We start from the raw sequence: 25,573 nt of genomic DNA on the forward strand, positions 1-25,573 counted from the left end.
CCGCCGTACCGTCCGGCGGAGTCCGCACCCGACACGCCGCCACACGACGACCCGGACAGCGAGTCGATCATCAACTCCGCACGACGGCACCCGATGCCACCGCACCGGTGCCGCGGCATCCGGAACCACCCAGACCCCCACGGCACCGCCGTACCGTCCGGCGGAGTCCGCACCCGACACGCCGCCACACGACGACCCGGACAGCGAGTCGATCATCAACTCCGCACGACGGCACCCGATGCCGTGGCGTCGGCGCCGTGGCATCCGGGAACGACGAGACCCCCGCACCCAGAGAGGGCACGGGGGTCTCGGAACGCGGAAGCTTACTTCGCCGCGACGGGCTCGGGCTTCTTCTCGGCCGTGGGCGCCTCGGCGGCGGGAGCCGCGGGACGCGGGCGAGCCGCGAACTCCTCAAAGGTCGCGCGCGGGTTCTGCACGGCCTCGAGGTTGACGATCTCGCGACCGTGGACGAAGTTCTGCACCCAGTCGCCGATCACGCGGAACTTGCGCTCCCACGTCGGCATGGCCAGGCCGTGGTAACCACGGTGGGCGAGCCAGGCGATGAAGCCGGTCAGAGCGATCTTGCCCGACTGGAAGGCACCGTTGTAGAGACCGAGACCGGCGACGGCACCGAGGTTCTTGTGGAAGTACTGCTTGGGCTCCTCGCCGCGCAGCACCGCCACGATGTTCTTCGCCATGAGCTTGCCCTGGCGGACGGCGTGCTGAGCGTTCGGCACGCAGAAGCCACCGACGCCGCCGCCCGAGAGGTCGGGAACGGCCGAAACGTCACCAGCGGCCCAGGCCCCCTCGACGAACTCTTCGTCAGTGCCGACGCGCAGGTCGGGGCGGGTGCGGATGCGACCGCGCTCCTCGACGGGGAGGTCGCTGCCACGAACGACGGTGGGGTTCGCCATGACACCGGCCGTCCAGATGATGAGGTCGCTCGGCAGCTGCTCGCCCGTGGAGAGCTCGATGATGCCGTCGACGGCACCCTTGACCTGCGTGTCGAGGTGCACGAAGGCACCCTTCTTCGCGAGGTCGGCGAGCACCCACTCGCTCGTCTTCTGCGACACCTCGGGCATGATGCGGCCCATGGCCTCGATGAGGTGGAAGTGCGTGTCGTCGAACGACAGCTGGGGGTAGGACTTCAGCAGCGACGACGCGTAGGCACGCAGCTCGGCGAAGACCTCGATGCCGGCGAAGCCGCCGCCGACGACGACGACGGTCAGCAGGCGGTCACGCTCGGGGCCGGCGGGGAGCACCGACGCCTTGTCGAAGTTCGAGGTGAGGCGGTCGCGGATCGCGACGGCTTCTTCGATCGTCTTGAGGCCGATCGCGTTCTCGGCGATACCCGGGATCGGGAACGTGCGCGAGACGGCACCGGCGGTCACGACGATCTGGTCGTACTCGTGCTGCCAGGTCTCGTCGCCCGCGATGGGGGTGATCGTCGCCGTCTTGGTCGCGTGGTTGATGCCCGTGACCTTGCCCGCGATGACCGTGGTGCGCTTGAGGTGGCGACGGAGGCCGACGACGACGTGGCGCGGCTCGATCTCACCGGCCGCGACCTCGGGGAGGAACGGCTGGTAGGTCATGTAGGGCAGCGGGTCGACGATGGTGACCTCGGCCTCGCCGCGGCTGAGCAGCTTCTCGAGCTTCCACGCGGTGTAGAAACCCGCGTAGCCTCCGCCGACAATGAGGATCCTGGGCACGGTGCTGGTCACGATGGGAGAGACTCCTGGTTTGTGGTGCGGCTCGGCTCGCGATGAATGCGCGCCTTTCGAATTCGCCGGGCAGCAGCACTGACGCCGAGCGCAATCATTATAGCGGCGAGCGTGGCACCCGCGAGCGGCAGCGACCCGTACAGCACGGTATCGCGCGACGGGAGCAGAGGCGAACTCGCCGAGGGCGGCCCCTCGATCGGCGGGAGCGGCGGGATCGAGACGGGCGCCGACGTGGGCGTCGGACTCGGCTCGCTGTCGGCGCGGCGGTAGACGCGGATCCAGTCCTCGAGACTGCCGAGCGGGTTCTCCGACACCGAGTCGACGTCCGCCGTGACGGCACGGGATGCGTCGACGAGACCGTAGCCGTAAAGGAGGTCGAGTCCGGGTGAGGTGCCCGGAGCCGGCTTCGCGGTGGAGATGAGACGGTTCAGGACGTTGTTGGCATCCATTCCCGGATGCGCGGCACGCACGAGAGCGGCGATGCCCGCCACGATCGGCGCTGCGCCGCTCGTGCCGTTCCATTGCGCGAGCGTTCCGTCTGCCGACACGCCCAGGAGGCGCTCGCTCGGAGCCGAGATGCCGATCGTGATGCCCTGGGTGGACGCGTCGCTGCTCGCGCGTCCGGACGGGTCGACGCCACCCACGGCGAGCACACCGGGGATGGTCGCGGGGGCGCCCACGCGGTCGGTGCCGCTTCCCCGGTTGCCGGCGGCGACGACGACGACCACGTCATGGTCGAACGCGTACATGAAGGCGTCGTCCCAGCTGGGATCCCAGTCGAGAGTGTTCGTCGTGAGCGACAGGTTGATGACGGTCGCTCCATTGTCGACGGCCCACCGCATGGCCTTCGCGATCTGTTCGGTGAAGGGAACGGATGCCGAGGCCCCGAACCCGATCGAGATCGACAGCAGTTCCGCCTCGGGGGCGACACCGATCATCCCGCGGCCGTTCCCGGTTCCCCGAGAAGCCGCGAGAGAGGCGACCCAGCTGCCGTGGTTCGAGTCCACCGCGCCGACCGGAGTGCGGCCATCGGACGAGCCGGCCCCCGACACGTCGGTTCCGCCGGCGACGGCACCGTTGAACTCGGTCGGCCCGCGTCCGATTCCCGTGTCGATGATGGCGATCGTCTGCCCCGCACCGCGGGTGGTCTTCCACGCATCCCGGATGCCGTACTGATCGAGCCAGTACTCCGAGGCGCGGACGCTGTCGGTGGGGTCTTCGGGCACGGGAGCGGTCGTCGCCCCGCTGAGCATCACCGCGAGGACGAGGGATGCCGCCGCGGCGACGACGCGTCTCATCCTCCGGCTCCGGGTGTCTCGCAGACGCACCGCTCGGGAGACCAGGTGCCGCGGGCGAGAGCGCGGTCGCCGATCGGGTTGACGCCGGGACCGGCGGCGAGGGAATGGCCGGCCAGAGCGTGCAGACACTTGACGCGCGTCGGCATCCCGCCGGCGGAGATCCCCGCGATCTCGTCGGGCTCGCCGTACGCCGCTCGGTCGCGCAGATACGCCTCGTGCGCGGCGAGGTACGCGGTGCGCAGGTCGTCGTCCTCGGCGAGCTCGTCCTGGAACTCCTTCATGACGTGCCCGGCCTCGAGTACCGACATCGCGGCCGTCGCAGCGGGATGCGTCAGGTAGTAGAAGGTGGGGAACGGGCTGCCGTCGTCGAGCCGGGGAGATGTCGCGACCACCGTGGGGTTGCCGCAGACACAGCGCGCCGCAATGCCGACGACGCCACGCGGCACACGGCCGAGCTGCGTCTGCAGAACGGCGAGGTCGGCGTCGGAGGCGGGGGGAAGCTGCGGAGGAGTCATCGCTTCCAGGGTACCCGGCGGTGTTGCCGGCCTGCGGGAGAGCGGTGCGGGCGGTGGTTCGGCGCGGTCGAGGCGGTGCGGGCAGCGGTGCGGCCCGCCTGCGCGCTCCATAAACGCCATTCGCTCACAGAAACACGCTGCGCTCGCGTTTATGTGAGCAAAGAGCGTTTATGCGTGACGACGTCACCCGCACGGGCGAACACTCGACAGGGCGGAGCGCCGCGTCCGAACGTCACGCCGCGGCCGGGGAAGGCCCCGCTCAGGGCGCGGGCGTCGAGGCGGGGGCAGGCGTCGGGTCGGGAACACCGACGGTCGGGACGACCACCTGAGCGGCGCCCGCGGACGTGAGCGACCGCATGAACTGCGACATCCAGTCGGTACGGGTCTGCCCGACGTCCTCACTCACGTCGGGCTGCTCCTGCAGCGCGGTCGAGGCGGGCAAATCGTCGTCGATGAGGTACACGACCTCGCCGGGCATCGTGTAGTACAACCGCTCGCGCGCTTGGGTCGTGATGTAGGCCGGGTCCGACCACCGCTCGCGTTGGGCCTGAAGGTCGGCGACCTGGGACTGGCTCAGAGCCACCGCGCTCTTCAGCGCCTGGATCTGCTGACGCTGATCCATGTACGTCCCGACCGTCGGGACGAGCACGAAGGTTCCGAGAACCACGAGGCCGAGCATGATGACGACGAAACCCGACACGCGGATGCCGCCGAGCCAGCCCCGCACGTCGACCCGGCGCTGCGCGGCGACCGGACGCTTCGGCGAAGCGGGCTGCGGTTTTGCGACGGGGGCTTTGGTCCTAGCGGTCTTCGCGGCGGGCGTCTTCGCGCCCTTGGGCTTCGCACCCCTGCCCGAAGCCGCCTTGCCCTTCGCGCCCGAAGGACCTTCGGATGCCGAGCCCCGGGGAGGCAGTGTCGGTCGGTCCACGGCATCCCCTCTCGTCCTCGCCCGCGTGTTCCTCGAACGGGCCGAGCCGAGTCTACGACGCCCGTTCGCGGCGCCCCGGGGACGCGCCGCGGACGGTCGAGGGTCTCAGCGAACACGCGAGAATCCCGGAAACGACGAAGGAGGGGGAGCCTCGTGGCTCCCCCTCCTCACGATGTCAGACGCTCAGCCCTTGAAGCGGGGGAACGCCGAGCGGCCGGCGAAGACGGCGGCGTCGCCGAGGTCTTCCTCGATGCGGAGCAGCTGGTTGTACTTCGCGACGCGCTCGCTGCGCGCGGGAGCACCGGTCTTGATCTGGCCGGCGTTCACGGCGACGGCGAGGTCGGCGATCGTGGTGTCCTCGGTCTCACCCGAGCGGTGCGACAGCATCGAGGTGTAGCCGGAACGGGTCGCCAGGGCGATGGCATCCAGGGTCTCGGACAGCGTGCCGATCTGGTTGACCTTCACCAGGAGCGAGTTCGCGACGCCCAGGTCGATGCCCTGCTTCAGTCGCTTGGGGTTGGTGACGAAGAGGTCGTCGCCGACGAGCTGGACCTTGGAGCCGATGGCATCCGTCAGCTTCTTCCAGCCGTCCCAGTCGTCTTCGGCGAGCGCGTCCTCGATCGTGACGATCGGGAAGTTCGCGACGAGGTCGGCGAAGTAGTCGACCAGGGTGTCGACGCTCCACTCCTTGCCCTCGACGGTGTAGACGCCGTCCTTGTAGAACTCGGTGGCAGCGACGTCGAGGCCGACCGCGATGTCCTTGCCGGGGGTGAAGCCGGCCTTCTCGATCGCGCGGATGAGGAAGTCGAGACCCTCGCGGTTGCTGGGCAGGTCGGGGGCGAAGCCACCCTCGTCGCCGAGGCCGGTGTTGTAGCCGGCGGACTTCAGCTCGCCCTTGAGGACGTGGTAGACCTCGGTGCCCCAGCGGAGGGACTCGCCGTAGGTGTCGGCACCGATGGGCGCGAGGAAGAACTCCTGGAAGTCGATGCCGTTGTCGGCGTGCTCGCCGCCGTTGATGACGTTGAACAGCGGCACGGGCAGCAGGTGCGCGTTCGGGCCGCCGAGGTAGCGGAACAGGGGGAGGTCGGCGCTGTCGGCGGCGGCCTTGGCGACGGCGAGCGACACGCCGAGGATGGCGTTGGCGCCGGTGCGCGACTTGTTCTCGGTGCCGTCGGTCTCGATGAGGATCTCGTCGATGATGCGCTGCTCGCTGGCCTCGACACCCTCGATGGCCGGGCCGAGCTCGTCGACGACCGCGGCGACCGCCTTGAGCACGCCCTTGCCGCCGTAACGGCTCTTGTCACCGTCGCGCAGCTCGTAGGCCTCGAAGGCACCGGTGGACGCGCCGGACGGAACGGCCGCACGCTGGACGATGCCGTCGTCGAGGAGCACCTCCACCTCGACGGTCGGGTTACCGCGCGAATCCAGGATCTCGCGCGCGTTGACAGCCTCGATAAGTGCCACGAAGGACTCCTCGTTGGTTCTTGGGTGGAAGAGGGCGGAGCGTCGTCGGTCCGCAGTCGAGTCTAGTGATGTCGTTCGGCGGGCGTGCGGTCGGGTCGTGCACGAGGTGGCTGAGCCTGTCGAAGCCACCGGTGAGCGCGTGCGCCCGGTCCCTTCGACAGGCTCAGGGACCTCTCCGCGCTCAGGGACCTCTCCGCGCGCAGGGACCTCACCGCGCTCAGGGACCTCACCGCGCGAAGGGACCTCCTCAGGCTCCGGCCGCTGCCACCGGGTCCACCACGATCGCCACCGCCACCCCGTCCCAGCCCTTGCGGTCGAGCGTCTGCAGGGCGGTGGCGTCGAACCGCGGATCCTGCCCCAGCATCAGCAGGCCCGCGCGGGCGCCCTGCACCTTGGAATCGGGGGTGTCCGCGTCGGCCACCTCTCCCCCGCGCACGACGTTGTCGAGCACGACGACGGTGCCGGGGCGCCCGAGCCGCGCCGCCCAGTCGAGGTAGACGGTGTTCGACTCCTTGTCGGCGTCGATGAAGACGAGGTCGAAGGGCTCCTCGCCCTCCAGGGTGGGGAGGACGTCGGCCCCGCGACCGACGCGCACCTCGACCCGGTCGGAGACCCCGGCGCGATGGAGGTTCGCGCGCGCGATCTCCGCGTTGGCGGGCTCGGCCTCGATCGTGACGACGCGTCCTCCCGCCCCGACCGCCCGGGCGAACCAGATGCTCGAGTAGCCGCCGAGCGTGCCGACCTCCAGCACCCGCCGCGCGCCCGCAATGCGGGTCAGCAGGTGAAGGAACTTGGCGTTGACGGGGGCGACCTCGATCGACGGAAGGCCACCGTCGTGCTGCGTCTGGAGCACGGCATCCAGAACGGGGTCGTCACCGACCAGGGTGTCGGTCAGGAACGCGTCGACGTCTTCGTGGGTGGGCACTCCCCCAGCCTGTCGGCGAGGAGAGCGCGGGTCAACGCTCGCCGCGCAGGTGAGCGCGGGTCATCTCGTCGTACTCCTCGTCGGAGAGGTCGTCGAAGCTCTTCGCCTCGACGCGGTCGCTGCGCATCCACCGGATCATGAGGATCACGAGGATCGGGACGTCGGCGAACTCGGCGATGAACCAGATCCAGTCGCCGGCCAGGTGCTGATCGTGCAGCGTCGACGGCCACCACGACACCGCGCGCGTGGCATCCGGGATCAGATCCAGCACATTGTCGTTGAGCCGCATGAGCAAGCCCGGAACCGAGTCGATCAGCAGCTCGACGAACGCGAGCAGGAACTCGATCGCGATGAAGGTTCCCGTGTGCACAGCGCCCAGGGCCATCATCGGCAGCACCATGGCGAGCCCGACGAGGGGCACGACGATGCCGAGGGAGGCCTCGACTACGGGATTGACGCGCAGGATGCCGGCCACCGGCGTGAGGAAGAGGCAGAACACCGCCGCGATGACGACGGTGGCGACCATCGCGTTGCCGAAGATGCGGGTGACCCGGGAGGCGAGAACACGCTCGCGGAGGGCGGAAGGGACGAGGTCGAGAGGACGACCGGCGGCGATCCCCGCGGGCACGGCGAAGATCAGCAGCGCGATGCGCGTGGAGAACGCCCAGCGCAGGTCCGCGGAGTACACGCCGAGGAAGCCGAGCTCGATGACGGCGTACGGAAGCAACCCGAGCGCGAAGAAGCCGATCGTACGGCGGACCGGCCACGGCTCGCCCCGGCGACGCACGCGGCGGACGCCGAGGAGATAGGCGACGGATGCCACGAAGAGCACGCCGAGCGTGATCGGATCGGCGCGCCAGGTGCTGAGGAAGACATCGATGGGAGGCGTGGGGAAAAAGTAGGGCCGCGACCTATGGATCGGCCGAGGAGCGGCCCGGCCCGGGGTCGTGCGAAACTCCTGAGTTTCGCGAGCTCTCGCGACGCCTCGCAGCGTGAACCCGGGGGTCGGGACGGCGCGAGAGCGGGACGATCAGGAGTTTCGCCCGGGGTGCGCCGGTTCGGCCAGCGCGGCGAGCACCGCGGGGAGCAACGCGTCGGCCGTGCGGCGGTAGCCGAGTGCGCTGGGGTGGAAGCGGTCGATGCTGAACATCTCGTCGGGGCGCTCGGCGAACATCGGCCCCACGGCCTGAGCGAGCGCGACGACGCGCCCTCCGGCGCCGTGGACCGCCGCAGCCTGCGCCGACGCCAACTGCCTCGACGAGCGCGCGGCCAGCGCACGCAGGGGTTGCGGAATCGCGCGCAGCGTCCCCAGGTCAGGGCACGTACCGACCACCACGGGCACGCCGCGCTCCCGCAGCTCACGGACGACGTCGGCCAGCTGATCCGCCGAGCGTGCCGCGGGGATGCGGTGGGTGACGTCGTTACCGCCGACGACGATGACCGCCGCGTCCGGCACGTACTCCGCGGGAAGCGACGCGACCTGGGCGGCGAGAGCGGACGTCTCCGACCCCACCACCGCCGCCGTGCGCAGCCGCACCGGCCGACCCGCGTGCCACGCGATCCCCTTCGCGAGGCGTGCACCGAGCGTGTCGCGCCGGTGGGCGGCGCCGAGACCCGCAGCGATCGAGTCGCCGAGCAGCAACAGCTCGACCGGCTCGCCGGGATGCTTCTTCCGGCGCCACACGCGGTCGGCGTCGAGCGCCTGCTCACCGAGCGGTTTACCGATGCGGCGGCGGGCAACCGCCGCCTGGCGGATGAGGAGGGTCCGCAGACCGACCGCCCCCGCCCCGGCGAGCGCCACGACGGAGGCCGCGGCCAGGGTCACCGGTCGACGCGTGCGCATCCTCCGATGACACCGGCCCACGGTGAACGCCGGGTGGCCGCGCCGTGACGGGAGGGCGACGGCGGGCTCCCGGCATCCGGACGGCTCACACCGCCGCGCGGCGGCTCCGCGCACGCAGGGCCACCGCCAGCGCGAGGACAGCGACGGCGAGCGCGATGTCGAGGCCGAGACCCGCGAGCAGCTCAGCCCGGCCGGCGACCCCGGTCAGGGCGATGACACCTCCGATCACGATGACGCCGAACGACAGAGCCAGTTGCTGGGCGGTGCTGAACATTCCGCCCGACAGCCCGGCCGCCTCGACGGGGACCTCGCGCACCACGAGCTGCGTGAGGGGAGAGAAGATCAGCGCTTGACCGGCGCCGAGCACGAGGAGCGAAGGCTGCAGCCACAACCCGATCTCACTCCCCCACGCGAGCGCGAGAGTCATGGCCATCGCGACCAGGGCGACGATCTGCAGCGAGACGCCGAGGATCAGCGTGGAGTCGCCGAGCCGGCTCTGGATACGCGCCACGGCGAGCGAGACGCCCGCGAAGACGACGGCGAACGGCAGCAGAGTCAGGCCGGCCTGCAGCGACGTCAGTCCGCCCGCCTCGACCGCGCGCGGGAAGACGTAGAGCAGGGCCGAGTATCCGGCGAAGAAGAGGCCGGCCGCGATCAGGCCGAGCTGCAGGGGCCGAAGGCGCAGGACGCTCGGCGGCAGGAGCGGCACCCGCCCGGAGCGTTCGATCGCGTTCTGGTGCTTCCACATCGCCACGAGCGACACCGCCGCGATGACGAGGGCGACACCGACCGGCCACGACCAGTTCCACGCCGGGCCGAAGGTCAGGGCCAGGGAAGCGGCCAGGATGCCGAGCCCCAGCGCCGCGGTGCCGGCGAGGTCGATCGCAACGATCTCGTGGGCGCGCGACCGGGGCGCGAGCGGAGCGAACGTGATCGCCGCGACGGCGATCAGCGCGACGACGACGAACACCGCGCGCCATCCCTCGACCGGACCGAACGACAGCGCGGCGAGCGCCCCTCCGGCGACCTGGCCGACGGCGGCACCGATCCCGCCGCTCGCCCCGAACGCGGCGATCGCGCGGGTGCGTGCGGCTCCCTGCGAGGTGGCCTGGATCGTGGCGAGGACCTGCGGTGTGCAGAGGGCCGCGCCCACGCCCTGCACGATCCGGGCGGCGATCAACGTCTCGATCGAGGGGGCGAGCGCGCACGCGATCGCCGAGACGAGGAAGAGTCCCATGCCGACGACATACAGGCGATGCCGCCCGAAGCGGTCGCCGAGCCGTCCGCCGAGGATGAGGAGGACCGCGAAGGGGATGCCGTAACCCGCGATCACGAGCTCGAGAGCCACATCACCCGCCCCGAAGCGCTCGCGCAGCGTCGGCAGGATCACGGTGACCGCGTTGAAGGCGAACGTCCCCACGCCCGGCCCGAGAAGGAACCCGAGGTAGCGCCAGGTGGGGACATCGGCGAAGGCTCCCGGACGGATCGGCACGGGGGCCGTGCCGGTGGGCGGGTGTGTGGAGGTGGTCATGGTGCCAGCATGGAGACCGCGGCATCCTGGTACCAGGAGTGCACTCATCCTGGTACTGGCACCACTCCCCTGCGGCGGTCGAGTGTCGGAGGACCGCCCTATGATCGCCGGAGAAGGAGCGATGCCGTGACCCGATCCGATGATGTCCGCGCCGAGTTCGCGGGGTTCCTGCGCAGTAGGCGCGCGCGTCTTCGCCCCGCAGACGTGGGGCTGCCCGAGGGCACGCGACGCCGTGTCGCCGGTCTCCGCCGTGAAGAAGTCGCGCAGCTCGCCGGTGTCGGGCTCACCTGGTACACCTGGCTCGAGCAGGGCCGACCGATCGCCGCGTCCGGGCAGGTCGTCGCGGCCATCGCGCGAGCGCTCCGCCTGAGCGCCGACGAGCGCGACCACCTGTTCGCCCTCGCGGACCTCCCCGTACCCGATCGAGGGGCGCGCCTCTGCGTGGGAGCAACGCATCTCGATCTGCTCGAGAAGCTGCTCCCCTACCCCGCGGCGGTCCAGACCGCTCGCTTCGATATCCGCGCGTACAACCGCTCGTACCGCTACCTGTTCGACGACCTCGACGAGATGCCCGCCGAGCGACGCAATTGCGCCGTGCTGCTGTTCACCGACTCCGTGTGGCAACACGCGCACGTCGACCTCGACCACGCCCAACGGCGGATCGCCGCGCGCCTGCGCGCAGCGTACGGGCGACACCACGAGGAGCCGTCCTGGCAGCGCTTCGTCGCCGAGCTCGAAGAGGAGTCGCCGCGGTTCGCCGAGCTCTGGCGCCTGGGCGACGTGGGCGGCGAGCGCAATGCCGTCAAGCACCTCGTGCACGCGCGGGTCGGCGAACTGAACCTCGAGATGTCGAGCCTGTGGATCGACGACGGCCTCGGCTCTCGCGTGGTCTGGTTCTCGCCCCGGGATGCCGACACCGCGGCGCGTCTGGATCGCCTCGCGGCCGAGAACCCGACGGAGGCGTTGATCAGCGCGGTCGCTTAGCCGCGTCCCTCGCCGACGCGGAGCTGCGCGAAAGGTGGCTGAGCTCGTCGCCAGCCCCCGTACCGACGCGGAGCCGCGCGAGAGGTGGCTGAGCTTGTCGAAGCCACCGGGACCCGCGAGGGCCGGTCCCTTCGACGAGCTCAGGGACCTCACGAGCGAGGCGCGCGCAGCGGCCCCGCGCGCTCTCAGTTCAGTGGGCGAAGCTCCAGAGACTCGGCCGTGGTATCCACCCCGACGCTCGCGAACGACGCATACCCGTCGGCGGCGGATCGCTCGAGCAGGGCCTTCATGTTCTTCGCCCGCTGCTCGATGCGCACGCGCGCGCCCTGGGCGATCAACGCCGTCTTCAGCGCGAGCAGCGTGGTGAGCGGCACATCTCGGTCGTGCACGAGGACGACGGATCGCTCGCCGGTGTCCGCGGCATCCTGCAGCAGATCGACGATGCGCTCGAATCCGATCGAGAACCCGACGGCCGGGACGTCCTGTCCGAGGAAGCGCCCGATCATGCCGTCGTAGCGACCGCCACCGCCGAGCGAGTAATCGACGCCCGGGTGGGCGAGTTCGAAGATCGTGCCGGTGTAGTAGCCCATGCCGCGAACGAGGAAGGGGTCGAAAACGAGAGGGGCGTCGGCGCCCCGGGCGGCAGCCACCGTCTCGCCGAGCGCGACGAGGTGCGCGATGACCTGGTCCGGGATGCCGTCGGGCAAGGCCGCGCGGATACCGGCCTCGTCGAACGACCGGGTGCTCGCGGGGCGGTCGAGGTAGGCCGCGAGAGCATCGACGGTGTCCGCGGTCGCACCGCGATCGCGCAGCTCGGCGATGACGCCGGACGGCCCGATCTTGTCGAGCTTGTCGATCGTGATGAGCACGCCCGGACGCTCGTCGACGACGAAGCCGAACACGTCGAGCATCGCGTCGAGCACACGCCGATCGTTCACGCGGATGGAGCCGCCCTCGAGACCCAGGTGGTCGAGCACGTCGAGGCTCGCGGTCATCAGCTCGGCTTCGGCGCGGGCCGAGGCGTCGCCGATGATGTCGATGTCGCACTGCAGGAACTGGCGGTAGCGTCCCTTCTGCGGCCGCTCAGCCCGCCAGACGGGCGCCATCTGGATCGCGCGGAACACCGTCGGCAGCTGAGCGCGGTTCGTCGCGTAGAACCGCGCGAGCGGGACGGTGAGGTCGTAGCGCAGGCCGAGATCGGTGAGGGCGGCGGGATCGTCGGCCACGGCGCGGATCGCCTCGGCATCCATTCCGCGCTTAAGGATGCTGAACGACAGCTTCTCGTTGTCGCCGCCGAGGCCCGCGTGCAGGCGGTCGTAGTCCTCCATGACGGGGGTCTCGATCTCATCGAATCCGTGGGCGCGGTAGCGCTCGCGGATGACGGCGAGCACGCGCTCGCGGCGGGCCTTGTCAGCGGGGAGGAAGTCGCGCATGCCGCGCGGCGGGTTCACGGATGCCACTGGTCCATTGTTCCAGGGTTGGGCGGGTGCCCGTTGCGCGCGAGCCCGGGGAGAGTCAGGACTGCTCGGCGGCGCGCACCTCGGCGCGCAGGCTCCGGAGGCGCTCGCGCAGGGCGCGCTCGGCATCCCACCCGCGATCGCGGGCGAGTTGCACCAACGTCAGCAGGGCGTCGCCGAGCTCGGCTTCGGAGGCGGGGTCGGCGAGGCGATGATGCGGTGCGGAGACCCCCACCTGAGCCGCCTTGCCGATCACCTTCTGCGCCAGCGCGAGTGACGGCATGTGATCGCTGACACCGTCCAGCACGCTGGTGCGGTCGTGCTTCTCTGCGGCTTTTGCCGCGTTCCAGTGCACGAGCACCTCTTCGGGAGTGGATGCCACGGCGTCCGCGAACACGTGAGGATGCCGCCGCACCATCTTCTCGGTCAGCCCGCGCGCGACGTCGTCGATGTCGAAGGGGTCGTCGGGGTCGCCCGCGGCGATCTCGGCGTGGAAGAGCACCTGCCAGAGCAGATCGCCCAGCTCTTCGCGCAGGTCGGCGCGCGTGCCGGTCTCGACGGCGTCGATGACCTCGGCGCTCTCCTCCACGAGGTACGGCACGAGGTCGCGGTGATCGATGGTCCGCGTCCACGCGCAGCGCTCGCGCACGGTTCGCATGGTGCCGGCGGCCTGTCGCAGTGCGTCGTCGGTCACGGCGCCTCCCTCCTCGGCGGCGAAGACGCCGCTGTCCCGAGTATGCCCCGCTCGAACGCGCGGCGGACCGAGAACGGACCGAACTCCGGAAGATCTCGGATGCCGCGCGGCAGCGACCGCAGAATCCCGCGGCATCCGCGCGACGAGCGGCGAAAAGTCCGGAGTTCGGCACGGCGGCGACGGATCGGACGTGTACCACTGTGTCCGCGCGTCATCTGCTCGACACGGGACGCCGATAATCTGGGGCGTGTGCGAGAACTGACCCCGACCGAGGCCATCGACCTCGTGGGCCGCTTCGAGGCCGGCCAGGAGCTGCCCGAACAGATGCGTGCCGATGTGCGCCTGCTCGGATCGCTCTTGGGCCGTGTGCTTCAGGAGAGCGGCTCCCCCGGACTGTACGACGACGTCGAGCGGCTGCGCACGGCGACGATCCAGGCCTACACCGACGAGACGCCCGAGGCGTTCGAGCGGGCCGCGGCGATCGCCGACGGCTTCTCGATCGAGCGGGCCGACGAGGTGGCCCGCGCCTTCACGGCGTACTTCCACCTCGTCAATCTCGTCGAGGAGCACCAGCGCGTGCGCATCCTGCGTGAGCGTGGTGACCGCCCGTCGCGTTCGGGTACGCCCGACACGATCGCCTCGGCGTTCGAACGCCTGTCGGAAGAGGTGGGCGCCGACACCGCCCTCGCCCGCCTGCAGGCCCTGCGCTTCCACCCCGTCTTCACGGCGCACCCCACCGAGGCTCGCCGCCGCGCGATCTCGACCAGCATCCGTCGTCTGTCGGAACTGCTATCGGAGCACGACGCCGCGGCCGAGGGCGGCACCGAGAGCCGCCGTGCCGAGCGGCGCATGCTCGAGGAGATCGACACGCTCTGGCGCACCGCTCCCCTGCGCCGCGAGAAGCCATCGCCGGTCGACGAGGTCCGTTCGGTCATGTCGGTGTTCGACGAGACCCTCTACACCGCGGTCCCGCGCGTGTACCGCCGCATCGACGACATCCTGCAGGGCGAGAACGCCGGATCGCGCGCTCCGATCGTGAAGCCGTTCGTTCGCGTCGGATCGTGGGTCGGCGGCGACCGTGACGGCAACCCGTTCGTCACGGCATCCGTCACCCGCAAGGCCGCCGCGATCGCGAGCGAGCACGTGCTCCTCGGCCTCGAGCGCACGACGCAGCGCGTGGGGCGTGGTCTCACCCTGGATGCCGAGACCACGCCGCCCAGCGACGCACTGGTCGCCCTGTGGCACCGTCTGCGCGCCGCCGACGAGGACGCGGCCAAGGAGATCGCCGAGCGGTCTCCGGACGAGCCGCACCGGCGCATCATGCTGCTCCTCGCGCGCAAGATCGCCGCGACCCGCACGCGCAACGCCGACCTCGCGTACCGCGACCCCGAGCACCTTCTCGCCGACCTGCGCGTCGTGCAGGACTCGCTCGTCGCCGCGGGCGCCGCACGGCAGGCATACGGCGCGCTCCAGCGTCTGGTCTGGCAGGTCGAGACGTACGGCTTCCATCTGACCGAGCTCGAGGTTCGCCAGCACTCCGCCGTCCACCGGAAGGTGCTCGACGATCTGCGAGCGGGTGGGGAGCGCAGCGAGCAGACCGACGAGGTGCTCGAGGTCTTCCGCTCGATCGCCTACGTGCAGGAGCGCTTCGGCCCCCGCGCCGCCGGCCGCTACATCGTGTCGTTCACGCAGTCAGCCGAAGACCTCGCGAACGTCCACGAGCTCGCCTCCTACGCGATGGGCCCGGGCGAGGCCCTCCCCGTGCTCGACGTCATCCCGCTTTTCGAGACGTTCGCCGACCTGCAGGCGGCCCCGGGCATCCTGGCCGAGATCGTCACGCACCCCTCCTTCGTCAGCCGACTGGATGCCACCGGCCGACGCCTCGAGGTCATGCTCGGCTACTCCGATTCGTCGAAGGACGTCGGGCCGGTCGCCGCGAACCTCGCCCTCTACGAAGCCCAGGCCAAGATCTCGACGTGGGCCGAGGCCGAGGGCATCGAGCTCACGCTCTTCCACGGCCGCGGCGGTGCCCTCGGGCGCGGCGGTGGACCCGCCAACTCGGCGATCCTCGCGCAGCCGCCGCACTCGGTCGACGGACGCTTCAAGCTCACCGAGCAGGGCGAGGTCATCTTCGCCCGCTACGGCGATCCCGACATCGCCATGCGCCACATCGACCAGGTCGCGGCGGCCGTGCTCACGGCATCCTCTCCCTCGATCGAGCGCCGTAACCGCGGGGCCGCCGAGGCATTCGCCGACGTCGCCCAGACCATGGACGTCGCTTCGCGCGAGCGCTTCTTCGCCCTCGTGAAGGCTCCGGGCTTCGCGCCGTGGTTCGCCACGGTCACCCCGATGGAGGAGCTGGGTCATCTCGCGCTCGGCTCCCGTCCCGCGCGTCGCGGCCTGTCGGTCGAATCGCTCGAAGACCTGCGCGCCATCCCGTGGGTGTTCTCGTGGACGCAGGCCCGCATCAACCTCGCCGGATGGTTCGGCCTCGGGACCGCACTCGACGCGGTCGGTGACGAGCAGCGCCTCCGCGATGCATACGAGCAGTGGCCCCTGTTCCGCACGATGATCGACAACGTCGCGATGAGCCTCGCGAAGGCCGACGAGCGCATCGCCCGCCGTTACCTCGCGCTCGGCGACCGCGACGACCTCGCTCAGCTCGTGATGGACGAGATGCTCCTCACCCGCTCGTGGGTCGAGCGCATCACGGGCGGTGAGCTGCTCGGCAACAAGCCGGTGCTGCAGCGCGCGGTGAAGATGCGCAGCCCGTACGTCGACGCCCTGTCTCTGCTGCAGTTGCGCGCGCTGCGCGCGCTCCGCGACGCCTCGACCGAGTCCGGGACCCCGGATGCCGAGCACCAGCGCCTGCTGCTGCTGTCGGTGAGCGGTGTGGCGGCGGGTCTGCAGAACACCGGCTGAGCGGCATCCGTTCGATCCTCGGCGCGCCGGCTCCCCTCGCGGGGGTCGGCGCGCCGCCGTGCGAGGCGGGCACGTGCCGTCAGGCGGAGTTCGGCCATGACACGCCGCCCCGACCACCCCCGAACCGGCGTGTCGCCCACGAACTCCGCGGGACGGCACACCCGAGCCGGGCGTGGACTCAGTCGAGGGCGCGGTCGGCGGCGTGGCGCGCGAGGCTGCGGCCGTACCGCGCGGTCAGCTGCACCATCAGGTCGGGGGTCTCGCGGTCGAGGCCGAAGACGTACCCGGGGAAGTCGAGTTCCTTCTGCGCGGCCCAGATCTCGTCGTGACGGTCCGGCGAGAGCAGTTGCACCGGTTCGCCGACGGCGACCCACCCGATCGGCACGACGGTCTCGGCGGGGAGGACGGTCCGCAGGTGCACGACCGCGTTGATACGGACCTCGCTGCGGTCGCCGATCTCGGCTCCGTTGAACACACGCGTCCCCGTGGCGAGGAACACCTCTTCGCCCACATCCGCACCGGCGACACTCGCCATCGGCCCGACCAGGGTGTGCGCACCCACATGCACGGGGTGCGTCGAACTGGCACGCACGAGCGCGTTCTCCATCACGATGACGTTCTCGCCCAACACGATGGGACTGCCCTCGGAGGTGAGAACGGCACCGTGGAGGACCTGGCATCCGGGACCGATCGTGACGTCGCCGCTGACGACGGCCGTCGGAGCAACGACCGCGTCGGCATGGATGCGGGGCTCGGCCCCGAGGTGAGCGAAGCGCATGCGGTCAGCGTAGACCCGCGGCCCGCCGACGTCAGCCGATCAGCAGCACCCCCTCGCGGAGACCGAACGCGAGGACGAATCCGACCACGATCGACAGGTGCGCACGTCGGGTGGTGACGAGCAGGATGCCGGTGGCCAGAGCCCCGAGCGCAGCAGCCCCGCCGTAGACGCTCTGGGTGAGGAGCACGGGCGTATGCCCGAGGAGCACGTCGCGGACGACTCCCCCGCCCGTCGCGGCGACCACCCCGACCACGACGACCACCCACAGGCTCGCGCCGTGCGCCGAGGCTTTCTGTGCACCGATCACCGCGAACAGGGCGAGCCCGACGCCGTCGAGCGTGAGCAGCACCGTCGGAGGGACTTCGTCGACGAGTTTCAACAGCGCGAACGTGGCCCCGGACGCCGCCAGGGCAACGATGATGCGACTCGAGGAACGCAGAGCGGCCGGGGGCAGATCGCCCAGGAGCACGTCGCGCAGCATCCCGCCGACGACGGCCGCGACGAACCCGACCACGAGAACGCCGAGCAGGTCGAAGCCGGCGTGGGCGGCGAGCGCTGCGCCCTCGACGCCGCGGACCCCGGTGGCGACGATGTCCAAGGCCGCGAACGCCCGCGCGCCGAGCGAGGGGCGCCCCGGGAGAGGGCGCACCGCGGTGCCGGACACGCGGACCGTGAGCGTCACGCGATCCTCGGCAGGGACCAGCCCCAGACGACCGCACCGAGCCGGAGCGCGAGCGCCACGGCGAAGCCGGCCCCGAGGGCCAGACGCAGGCGTCCTGTCGCAGCGAGCAGGATGCCGGTCACCACCGCGCCCGCCGCAGCGGCTGTGCCGTAGATGCTCTCGGACAAGACGTAAGGGGTCCGCGCCAGCAGGACGTCGCGGATGACACCACCGCCGGTCGCCGCGAGGGTTCCGAGGATCGTCACGACCCAGAGGTTCGCGCCGGAGGCCCACGCCTTCTGCGCGCCGGTGACGGCGAAGAGCGCGAGGCCGATGGCATCCAGGATCTGCAGGGGCAGAACCGGGAACGCATCGACGATCTCGATGAAGACGAACGCGACGAGCGCACCGGCCAGTCCCGCGACGATACGACTGGGGGTTCGCAGGGCGGCGGGCGGGAGGTCACCGAGAAGGACGTCTCGGAGAACACCGCCCGCGAGCGCCACGATGAGCCCGACCACCACCACACCGAGCAGGTCGAAGCCGGCGTGGGCCGCAGCCGCAGCGCCCTCGAGTCCGAACAGCGCCGTCGCTGCGATGTCGAGGGCGTCGAAGGCACGAGTCCCGACGGACGGTCGAGTCGAGCCTCGGCCGGCGATCGCGGCATTGGTCATGTGCTCATCCTGGCAGCGTCGCGCGGTCGACGGAGCGGTAGCTCCGGCCCCGCAACGAAGGTTTCGGCTGCCGATTTTTCGCACTCGACACGACGCGCTGGTGTGCGCTAGCTTTCTCGTAATAGGTCATACGTCTGATGAACGTTTTCGGTGCGTCTCCGACACCGATCAGGGTGATTCAAAGTCGAATTCCCGCCGATACGTTCCCGACACCATGGCCTGTTCGGTGCGCGCCGCACGAAGCCCGGTCAGCGCCCGCCCGTGGCCCCGTGGCCGTTCCCCATCGAGAGGAAGAAATGAAGAAGTCTGCCGTCGGAATCCGCGTCGCTGCTGCGGGAGTCGGTTGTCTGCTCCTGAGCGGCGTCGCATCCGCCGCATTCGCGGTCGAAGAGGACCACGGAGTGGCTGTGAACGTCGACATCGCTCCCGTCAGCACCGGGGCATTGACCCTCACCGTCGACGGTGACAGCACCTCACTGACCGAGGTCGACGACGGTAATGCCGAGACCCGAGAGTTCTGGGGAACCCTGCCCACCGTGACGGTCAACGACACGCGCGACCCCTCGCAGATCCCCGCGGACACGACGGACTCGGACGGCAACGTCATCCCGACCGCCTGGTATGTCGAGGGCCAGGCAAGCGCGTTCACCAAGGCCGGAAGCACCGACGTCATCGGTCCCGAGAACCTCGGATGGACGCCCGACGTCACCACGGACAGTGATGGCACCGTCGCTCCCGGGGACGGGACCGTTCCCGCTCTCGACGACCCGACCAACAACCCCGCCAACAACAACAACGTCGGCCTGAAGGACAAGGAACTGTTCGCGATCGCGACGTCGTCGGCGGAGGCTCGAGCCAAGGGCACCGCGTGGACGGCCACCGCGACGCTCAAGCTCAAGACCCCCCAGACGGTCGCCGCCGGCTCGTACACCTCGACCCTGACCATCTCGCTCTTCGAGTGATCCCGGCGACGCTCACCGGTCGGCGCGGCACGCTGCGCGCGCCCGGCCGGTGAGCGCTGCCCTGGCACGTCCCCTAAGGATTCGAGATGCCGATACGACGGTCTCCGCACTCCCTTCTCTGGGTCCTGCTCACGTTCGTCTTCGTCGTGGCGTGGGCCCCTCCGGCAGCGGCCTCGACCACGTCCGACGACACGACCTGGGCGGTGCGCCCGGTCCCCGCGTCGGACGGTTCCCCGCGCGCCCGGGTCGATCTCACCCTCGATCCGGGCGAGACCGGCTCGGACACCTTCCAGGTGAGCAACTTCTCGCAGACACCCGTCACCTTCGCGATCACGGCGGCGGACGGCTACACCAACGAGCGCGGGCGATTCAACATGCTGCCGACGGGGGCGACGTCCGTCGATTCCGGCACCTGGATCGACGTCGCGCGCACGGTGACCGTGGGTGCCGGGGCGACGGTGGACGTCCCGTTCACGCTGACGGTCCCGAGCACAGCGACACCCGGCGATCACGCGGCCGGCATCGCGGCATCCGTGTCGTCGACGGGAACGGACGACAGCGGCAACAGCATCGGGGTGGAAAGCCGCGTCGGTTTCCGGGTCCTGACCCGGGTGACGGGCCAGCTCACCCCCGCGTACACCGTCAGCGAGGTGGACACCGGGTATCGCACCGCCTGGAACCCGCTGGAGCCCGGGTCTCTCGACGCCAGCTTCGTCGTGCGCAACACCGGGAACATCCGACTGATCGTCGATGCGACCGCCACCACCTCTCTCGGGCAGTCCGCCGACTTCGCGCCCGCGCCCGGTGAGGCTCCGCTGGAGCTGCTGCCGGGGGCCGAGCGGCGCGTCACGCTGACCATCGGCCAGGTCTGGCCCGTGTTCGTCGTCCCGGGCGAGGTGAGCGTCTCCCCCCGGGTCTCGGCACCCGAGGGCGACGGGCTGCAGGTGTCTCCGGCACACGAGTCGTTCGTCGCCGCGGCGGTGCCCTGGCCGCACCTGCTCATCCTGCTCGCCGTCCTGTTGATCGCGGGCGCGATCGCCTGGGACCGCCTGCGCGCGAAGCAGCGGTTGCGCCGCGCCGTCGCCGCCGCACGAGAGGAGGAACGAAAGAAAGCCGACCCGGTCGCCTGGGACAGCTCGAAGCTGCGCGCGCGCAACCGCTGAGGAGCCGGCGCGGCGGCTGAGCCGAACGACGACGTCCCCGTTTCCCACCCCATCCCACCCCGATGTTCTCGCGTCCCCACGGACGCCCCACGCACTCAAAGAGGAGTCACCGTGCCGAAACGCGCACTACGTGTCATCACCGCTCTGTCCGTCGTCTCAGCGCTCACCACAGTCGGGCTCGTCGCTGCCGCCCCGGCAACGGCCGCCACCACGACGACGTTCTACGTCTCGCCGTCCGGCAGCGACTCGGCGAACGGAACGAGCTCCGGATCCGCGTTCAAGACGCTCACCCGAGCGCAGGAAGCCGTGCGCGGGGCGAACTCCTCGTCGAACGTCACGGTCGTTCTGGCCGATGGCGTGTATCCGCTGTCTCAGGCGCTCACCTTTCGCACCGCCGACGGGGGCCAGAACGGCAACACCGTGACGTGGAAGGCGGCGGACGGCGCCAAACCGGTCCTCTCCGGCGGGAAGGCGGTCACCGGATGGACCGACACCGACGGAAACGGCATCTGGGAAGCCCCGCTCGACTCGGCCATCGACTTCCGCCAGCTCTACGTCAACGGCGCGCAGGCGCTGCGGTCGCGCATGTGGGTGGACTACAACAAGTTCAGCTTCTCTCGCACGGGCCTCACCGTCGACCCGGCCTACGTCTCCGCCGGTGACGTCGGCGCGGCCTGGGCCAAGCTGACCGCCCTGTCGCCCGCTGCGCAGAAGCGCATCGAACTGCGCAGCCGGGCCTCGTTCACCGACCGGTTCGCCCCCTTCCAGTCGATCTCGAACAACGTCGTCACCATGCGCCAGCCGTCGTGGGACAACCAGACCTGGGGCTGGGACACCGTCAACAAGCCCCTGCACTCCCCCGCCTTCTCGCTGCGCAATGCCCTCGCGTTCGTCGACGAGGACAACGAGTGGTACTACGACACCGAAGCCAAGAAGCTGTCGTACAAGCCGGCATCCGGAGTGAACCCCAACAGCCTCTCGATCGTCGCCCCGCAGGTGACATCGCTGATGAGCATCAGTGGCGACTCGGCGTCGGCACCGGTGTCCAACCTGACCTTCTCCGGACTGTCGTTCCAGTACTCCAGCGACACGGCAGCGAACAGCGACGACGGCTACGCGAGCCAGCAGAACGGCGCGGTCCTGCGCGGATACCTCTACGCACTGACCGACCCCACCACGAAGGACCTGCCCACCTCGGATCAGCGCACCTTCGACCCCACCAAGGATCAGGCACCACTTGTGCGCCTCATCAAGCGCGACGCGTTCAACGCGTATCGATACCTGGATGACAACAGCCCGGTCGCCACGAACGACCTGACCCGTCTCATCCGGCTGCGGGACTACCCGACCATGCCGCTGAACTCGACGCAGCTCGCGGCGTGGAACGCCGCGCACCCCGACGCGCAGAAGAAGGAGTGCGCGCAGGGCACCTACGCGATCGACTGCTTCGTGTTCGAGTCGAACCGCAACATGTTCCAGCAGACGCCCGCAAGCATCCAGGTGTCGGCGGCGAAGTCCGTGTCGTTCACCCTGAACGAGTTCACCCACCTCGGCTCGAAGGGCCTCGGGATCGGCATGAACGAAGAGGCGAACTCCTCCGGGGTCGGCCTCGGAGCCCAGAACGTCTCGGTCGTGGGCAACACGTTCAACGACATCGCCGGCTCGGCCGTCGTCGCGGGCGGCACCACGCTCGCCGCCGCCCGTCCGGCAACCGACGCGCAGGCGAACCGTTCCCTCTCGATCACCAACAACCGCATCACCAAGATGGGCCAGGACTACTTCGAATCCTCGGCGGTGCTGGCGACCTACATCGACGGTGCCGAGATCTCGAACAACGAACTCACCAACGGCCCCTACGACGTCGTCGACACCGGCTGGGGTTGGGGTGTTCCGGATGCCGGCGGCAACGCCGTCTACCAGGGTCGCGGCTCGTACATCTTCTGGCCCCGCTTCGCGGAGAACAACCCCACCATCGCGAAGAACATGCACGTGGCCAAGAACGTCATGTGGGACTTCAAGAAGGAGGGTAACGACGGCGGCGTCCTCTACCACCTCGGCGCGGCACCCGGCAGCAGCTGGGACAGCAACTACCTGCGCGGCGGGGACGGCACCAAGCTCTACTTCGACGAAGGCACCCGCTACCTGACGGCCAAGAACAACGCCCTCGACGGCACGTATTACCAGGCGTTCGCGAACGGGTTCAATGAGAACCAGGGCACCCCGGCCGATAACGTCGGAAACTCGACGCGCGACAACACGATCGACGGCACCTGGTGGCTCGGCGGCGGTATCAACGCAGGTCCGTGGTGCGCGAACTCCGGTGAATGCGACGCCAACGGCGAGTACTACAACAACCGCATCACCACGAGGTCGCAGTTGGGCATCAACGAGTACCCCCTGGCGGCTCAGAAGGTGATCGCCGAGGCGGGCATCTCGCCGCAGTACCGCAAGCCCGGTGACTGGATCGGCCAATCGCGCGGTCTCGACCTCTCGATCGCCCGTGACACCTCCGGATCGCAGATCCTCACCGCCACCGTCGCCAACTTCGGCTCGACCCCCCTCAGCGACATCGCCGTACAGGTGAGCGGATCCGACAAGGTCTCGCTGACCCCCCTCACAACCGCCCCGACCAGCCTCGAGCCGGGCGTCACCGCCACGGCCACCTGGAAGATCACCGGCGCCGACGCCGTCACCAGTGGAACGGTGTCTGCCAACGCGACGATGACCCGCCAGGAGTTCACCGGCACCAGCCGCGAGACGGTGTCGAAGTCGCTCGCGGTCGCCCTCGGCGGTCGAGTGGCCGCCGGACTGACCACGGCCGCGCCCTCGCTGTACGCCGAGAACCAAGCCGTGCAGACGGGCGACGTGATCGCGCTGCAGAACAAGGGCCGCGACATCGGCGGCGGGGGTGACGAGTACACCTCCGTCTACAAGAGCGACGTCTTGACGCCCACCGGGTCGATCACCGCGAAGTTCGAGGGCGGCAACACGGGCTGGTATCGCGCGGGCCTGTCGGTGCGCAACGACCTGAGCAAGATGGCCGATGCCGCGTCGGCGGACAAGTCCACCGGATACGCGCACCTCGCCATCGAGCCCAACTGGATCGCGCTGCGCTACGACAAGGACGGCGATGGCGCCATCGACTCGCAGGCCGCTGCGGTTCAGACGACCGCTCGCCCGCTGTGGGTCAAGCTGACGCGGAACAAGAACATCGTCACCGCCTCGTACTCGACCGACGGCACGAACTACACCACCCTCGGCCAGGCCCCGCTCGTCGGTGCCGATGAGAACCTCGATGCGGGTGTCGTACAGTCCAGCGCCGGTCGCGCGGGCAACTCGGGCGAACTGGGCACCTCGACCGCTCGATTCAGCGCCCTGTCGTTCTCGGACGGGTCGGAGCCGGTGGATTCGGCGGCGGCGCAGCAGCGCATCCTGGACGACAAGAAGGCGCTGCGCGACACGGAGGTGAACATCGACGCGTTCTCCGCACTCGGCAACAGCAGCGAAGAAGCCGCCCGCAACCTCAAAACCGTCCGCTCCAACTCCGGCAGCTGGGCCGGACAGGCCTACCGCGACGCCGAACGCTCCGTCGGATCGTACTTCCAGCTGGAGATGAACGTCGACCCCACCGCACCCAAGAACTACCTCGGCGTGCGCTACAACGGCGGCGACAACGGCCGCAGCTTCGACGTGCTCCTCAACGGCACCAAGCTGAAAACCGAGAAGATCACCAACGCCCAGGGCAACTCCTTCTACACCCAGTGGGACGAGATCCCCGCGTCGATCCTGCAGAACATCGCCACCACCGACAGCTACAAAAAAGACGCCGCCGGCAAATACGTCCTCGACGCCAAGGGGAACAAAATTCCCGTCGTCACCGTCCGCTTCACCGCCGACGGCTCCGGCAGCTACGTCGGCGGAATCTACGGCCTCACCACGGCCCGCACTACCACCTACGCCACCGACGCGAACCTCTCCAAACTGACCTTCACCACCGGCACCCTCAGCCCGACCTTCACCGGCACGACCAAGGCCTACACGCTCACCGTCCCCGCCGGCACCACCAGCGTCACCTTCGACGCCGACCCCACCACCCCCAGCGGCCTGGTCAAAGTCGGAGACATCCTCATCGACGACACCAAACCACGCACCCTCCCCCTCACCCAGGGCACGACCACCCGTCTCACCCTGAACACCCTCGCCCAAGACCACACCACCACCACCCAATACACCGTGGACGTGGTCCCCCAGGCACCCACCCCCACCCTCAGCGCCCAAGCAACCGCCTCCTCGCGATGCGTCAGCGGAAAGGTCGTCCTCACCGTCACCGTCACCAACACCAGTTCCCGCACCGTCGACACCACCGTCGCCACCCCCTGGGGAACACGCACCACCACCGCCCTCGCCGCCGGCAAGAGCACCAGCTTCGCCTACACCACGCGAAGCAAAACCATCACCGCCGGCACAGCCACCGCCACCGTCACCGCCACCATCGACGGAACACCCACCACCGCCACCACCACCGCCCCCTACACCACCCGCACCTGCAACTAACACCCACCCCAACGACGCGGCCGGCTGACCACCAGCCGGCCGCGTCACCACACCCGCCACCGGACGGGTGCGCGCGCACGCGTCCTCGGTGAACACCCCTGCCCGCCCACGCGGGCGTTCACCGGCCTTCGGTCAACTCCCGCGCGGCGCGACCGCCGACCACCGCCGCTCGGAGCGAGAAGCCCAGCAGCACAACCAGACCCACGACGACTGCCACGACGATGACGAACTCGCGAAGGGATGTCGGCACGATGAGCGCCGCCCAGGGACCCAGGGCGGTGAGGAGCGCGCCGGCTCCGGACCAAGCAAGATCGACGGCACCGGCGCGATGCGCGGCGATCCACGCCTCGTCGGATGCCCGGGTGGCCCCCGTCCGGATGCCGATGAAGTCGTTCCGCGGCAGCGTGCCCGCCGCTCCGCGCTGCGCGGTCCAGAACGCGAGCGCCGCCACCGCGACCATCGCCACGGTGCTCGTCACGAGTGCGCCGATCATGGCATC

21 protein-coding genes are annotated in these 25,573 nt (G+C 69.9%); 5 read left to right on the top strand and 16 right to left on the bottom strand.

All coding sequences use genetic code 11. The features are described from left to right. From AB0O24_RS00895 to AB0O24_RS00940, 10 genes are all read right to left on the bottom strand, one after another. Positions 1 to 216: hypothetical protein (locus AB0O24_RS00895; protein WP_363371853.1), on the bottom strand; the 216-nt coding region annotated here is incomplete at its 3' end. Positions 217 to 323: 107 nt separating this feature from the next. After that, the gene (locus AB0O24_RS00900) at positions 324 to 1,721 is read right to left on the bottom strand and encodes an FAD-dependent oxidoreductase (protein ID WP_275800003.1); all 1,398 of its coding nucleotides are present in this window, start codon (positions 1,719 to 1,721) and stop codon (positions 324 to 326) included. Beyond that, positions 1,718 to 3,019: a S8 family serine peptidase gene (locus AB0O24_RS00905; RefSeq protein WP_363371858.1), complete on the bottom strand. Its 1,302-nt coding sequence runs from the start codon at positions 3,017 to 3,019 to the stop codon at positions 1,718 to 1,720. The genes AB0O24_RS00900 and AB0O24_RS00905 overlap by 4 nt, the downstream gene beginning before the upstream one ends. Continuing rightward, a complete protein-coding gene (locus AB0O24_RS00910; protein WP_363371860.1) occupies positions 3,016 to 3,534 on the bottom strand; it encodes a DUF501 domain-containing protein in 519 nt (172 codons plus the stop codon). The genes AB0O24_RS00905 and AB0O24_RS00910 overlap by 4 nt, the downstream gene beginning before the upstream one ends. A gap of 259 nt (positions 3,535 to 3,793) precedes the next feature. Beyond that, a complete protein-coding gene (locus AB0O24_RS00915; protein WP_275800008.1) occupies positions 3,794 to 4,462 on the bottom strand; it encodes a septum formation initiator family protein in 669 nt (222 codons plus the stop codon). Between the two features lie 183 nt (positions 4,463 to 4,645). Beyond that, positions 4,646 to 5,926, bottom strand: coding sequence for a phosphopyruvate hydratase (eno, locus tag AB0O24_RS00920; protein ID WP_058597836.1), 1,281 nt, complete (start codon positions 5,924 to 5,926; stop codon positions 4,646 to 4,648). A 247-nt stretch (positions 5,927 to 6,173) separates the two neighbouring features. Continuing rightward, entirely contained in the window at positions 6,174 to 6,851 is a 678-nt protein-coding gene (locus tag AB0O24_RS00925) for an O-methyltransferase (RefSeq protein WP_363371863.1), read from the bottom strand. A gap of 31 nt (positions 6,852 to 6,882) precedes the next feature. Further along, on the bottom strand, positions 6,883 to 7,674 hold the full coding sequence (locus AB0O24_RS00930) for a cytochrome c oxidase assembly protein (protein ID WP_307385762.1): 792 nt from the start codon (positions 7,672 to 7,674) through the stop codon (positions 6,883 to 6,885). A 207-nt stretch (positions 7,675 to 7,881) separates the two neighbouring features. Then, positions 7,882 to 8,694: an SGNH/GDSL hydrolase family protein gene (locus AB0O24_RS00935; RefSeq protein ID WP_363371866.1), complete on the bottom strand. Its 813-nt coding sequence runs from the start codon at positions 8,692 to 8,694 to the stop codon at positions 7,882 to 7,884. A gap of 85 nt (positions 8,695 to 8,779) precedes the next feature. After that, positions 8,780 to 10,225 (bottom strand): MFS transporter, encoded by a 1,446-nt coding sequence (locus AB0O24_RS00940; RefSeq protein ID WP_363371869.1) that lies wholly within the window; start codon positions 10,223 to 10,225, stop codon positions 8,780 to 8,782. Between the two features lie 126 nt (positions 10,226 to 10,351). Between AB0O24_RS00940 and AB0O24_RS00945 the strand changes: the two genes are divergently transcribed. Beyond that, positions 10,352 to 11,209, top strand: a complete 858-nt coding sequence (locus AB0O24_RS00945) for a helix-turn-helix transcriptional regulator (protein ID WP_363371872.1) — start codon at positions 10,352 to 10,354, stop codon at positions 11,207 to 11,209. 185 nt (positions 11,210 to 11,394) lie between these two features. Here AB0O24_RS00945 and hisS read toward each other — a convergent pair whose 3' ends face one another. Next, entirely contained in the window at positions 11,395 to 12,642 is a 1,248-nt protein-coding gene (gene hisS / locus AB0O24_RS00950) for a histidine--tRNA ligase (protein ID WP_275797878.1), read from the bottom strand. A gap of 82 nt (positions 12,643 to 12,724) precedes the next feature. Further along, the gene (locus AB0O24_RS00955) at positions 12,725 to 13,324 is read right to left on the bottom strand and encodes a MazG family protein (protein WP_275797880.1); all 600 of its coding nucleotides are present in this window, start codon (positions 13,322 to 13,324) and stop codon (positions 12,725 to 12,727) included. 285 nt (positions 13,325 to 13,609) lie between these two features. Between AB0O24_RS00955 and AB0O24_RS00960 the strand changes: the two genes are divergently transcribed. Further along, positions 13,610 to 16,282, top strand: a complete 2,673-nt coding sequence (locus AB0O24_RS00960; RefSeq protein WP_275797876.1) for a phosphoenolpyruvate carboxylase — start codon at positions 13,610 to 13,612, stop codon at positions 16,280 to 16,282. A gap of 178 nt (positions 16,283 to 16,460) precedes the next feature. Here the strand turns inward: AB0O24_RS00960 and AB0O24_RS00965 are convergent, their stop codons facing one another. Genes AB0O24_RS00965 through AB0O24_RS00975 form a run of 3 tightly spaced genes read right to left on the bottom strand, consistent with a single transcriptional unit; the run spans position 16,461 to position 18,395 of the window. Further along, positions 16,461 to 17,060: a gamma carbonic anhydrase family protein gene (locus AB0O24_RS00965; protein WP_363371876.1), complete on the bottom strand. Its 600-nt coding sequence runs from the start codon at positions 17,058 to 17,060 to the stop codon at positions 16,461 to 16,463. Between the two features lie 31 nt (positions 17,061 to 17,091). Beyond that, positions 17,092 to 17,742, bottom strand: a complete 651-nt coding sequence (locus AB0O24_RS00970; protein WP_363371879.1) for a TRIC cation channel family protein — start codon at positions 17,740 to 17,742, stop codon at positions 17,092 to 17,094. Next, complete coding sequence (locus AB0O24_RS00975) at positions 17,739 to 18,395, bottom strand: TRIC cation channel family protein (protein ID WP_363371882.1); 657 nt, start codon at positions 18,393 to 18,395, stop codon at positions 17,739 to 17,741. The genes AB0O24_RS00970 and AB0O24_RS00975 overlap by 4 nt, the downstream gene beginning before the upstream one ends. A gap of 296 nt (positions 18,396 to 18,691) precedes the next feature. On the opposite strand from AB0O24_RS00975, the gene AB0O24_RS00980 reads away from it, so the two are divergent. The 3 genes from AB0O24_RS00980 to AB0O24_RS00990 all read left to right on the top strand — a co-directional run bounded on the left by AB0O24_RS00980 (position 18,692) and on the right by AB0O24_RS00990 (position 25,074). Next, entirely contained in the window at positions 18,692 to 19,357 is a 666-nt protein-coding gene (locus tag AB0O24_RS00980; RefSeq protein WP_307385753.1) for a hypothetical protein, read from the top strand. Positions 19,358 to 19,443: 86 nt separating this feature from the next. After that, entirely contained in the window at positions 19,444 to 20,520 is a 1,077-nt protein-coding gene (locus AB0O24_RS00985; RefSeq protein ID WP_275796866.1) for a DUF916 domain-containing protein, read from the top strand. A 111-nt stretch (positions 20,521 to 20,631) separates the two neighbouring features. After that, complete coding sequence (locus AB0O24_RS00990) at positions 20,632 to 25,074, top strand: cadherin-like beta sandwich domain-containing protein (protein ID WP_363371885.1); 4,443 nt, start codon at positions 20,632 to 20,634, stop codon at positions 25,072 to 25,074. A gap of 118 nt (positions 25,075 to 25,192) precedes the next feature. Here AB0O24_RS00990 and AB0O24_RS00995 read toward each other — a convergent pair whose 3' ends face one another. Beyond that, complete coding sequence (locus tag AB0O24_RS00995) at positions 25,193 to 25,567, bottom strand: SdpI family protein (RefSeq protein WP_275801591.1); 375 nt, start codon at positions 25,565 to 25,567, stop codon at positions 25,193 to 25,195. Between the last annotated feature and the right edge of the window lie 6 nt (positions 25,568 to 25,573).

This window comes from Microbacterium sp. NPDC086615 (assembly GCF_040686055.1).
GTDB lineage: Bacteria > Actinomycetota > Actinomycetes > Actinomycetales > Microbacteriaceae > Microbacterium.

Excerpts from the sequence above, each read along its gene's own strand:
- AB0O24_RS00955 (WP_275797880.1), bottom strand. The coding sequence starts at position 13,324 with ATGCGAACCGTGCGCGAGCGCTGCGCGTGGACGCGGACCATCGATCAC.
- AB0O24_RS00980 (WP_307385753.1), top strand. The coding sequence starts at position 18,692 with ATGAAGAAGTCTGCCGTCGGAATCCGCGTCGCTGCTGCGGGAGTCGGT.
- AB0O24_RS00905 (WP_363371858.1), bottom strand. The coding sequence starts at position 3,019 with ATGAGACGCGTCGTCGCCGCGGCGGCATCCCTCGTCCTCGCGGTGATG.
- hisS (WP_275797878.1), bottom strand. The coding sequence starts at position 12,642 with ATGCGCGACTTCCTCCCCGCTGACAAGGCCCGCCGCGAGCGCGTGCTC.
- AB0O24_RS00910 (WP_363371860.1), bottom strand. The coding sequence starts at position 3,534 with ATGACTCCTCCGCAGCTTCCCCCCGCCTCCGACGCCGACCTCGCCGTT.
- AB0O24_RS00995 (WP_275801591.1), bottom strand. The coding sequence starts at position 25,567 with ATGATCGGCGCACTCGTGACGAGCACCGTGGCGATGGTCGCGGTGGCG.
- AB0O24_RS00975 (WP_363371882.1), bottom strand. The coding sequence starts at position 18,395 with ATGACCAATGCCGCGATCGCCGGCCGAGGCTCGACTCGACCGTCCGTC.
- AB0O24_RS00985 (WP_275796866.1), top strand. The coding sequence starts at position 19,444 with ATGCCGATACGACGGTCTCCGCACTCCCTTCTCTGGGTCCTGCTCACG.
- AB0O24_RS00935 (WP_363371866.1), bottom strand. The coding sequence starts at position 8,694 with ATGCGCACGCGTCGACCGGTGACCCTGGCCGCGGCCTCCGTCGTGGCG.
- AB0O24_RS00965 (WP_363371876.1), bottom strand. The coding sequence starts at position 17,060 with ATGCGCTTCGCTCACCTCGGGGCCGAGCCCCGCATCCATGCCGACGCG.
- AB0O24_RS00940 (WP_363371869.1), bottom strand. The coding sequence starts at position 10,225 with ATGACCACCTCCACACACCCGCCCACCGGCACGGCCCCCGTGCCGATC.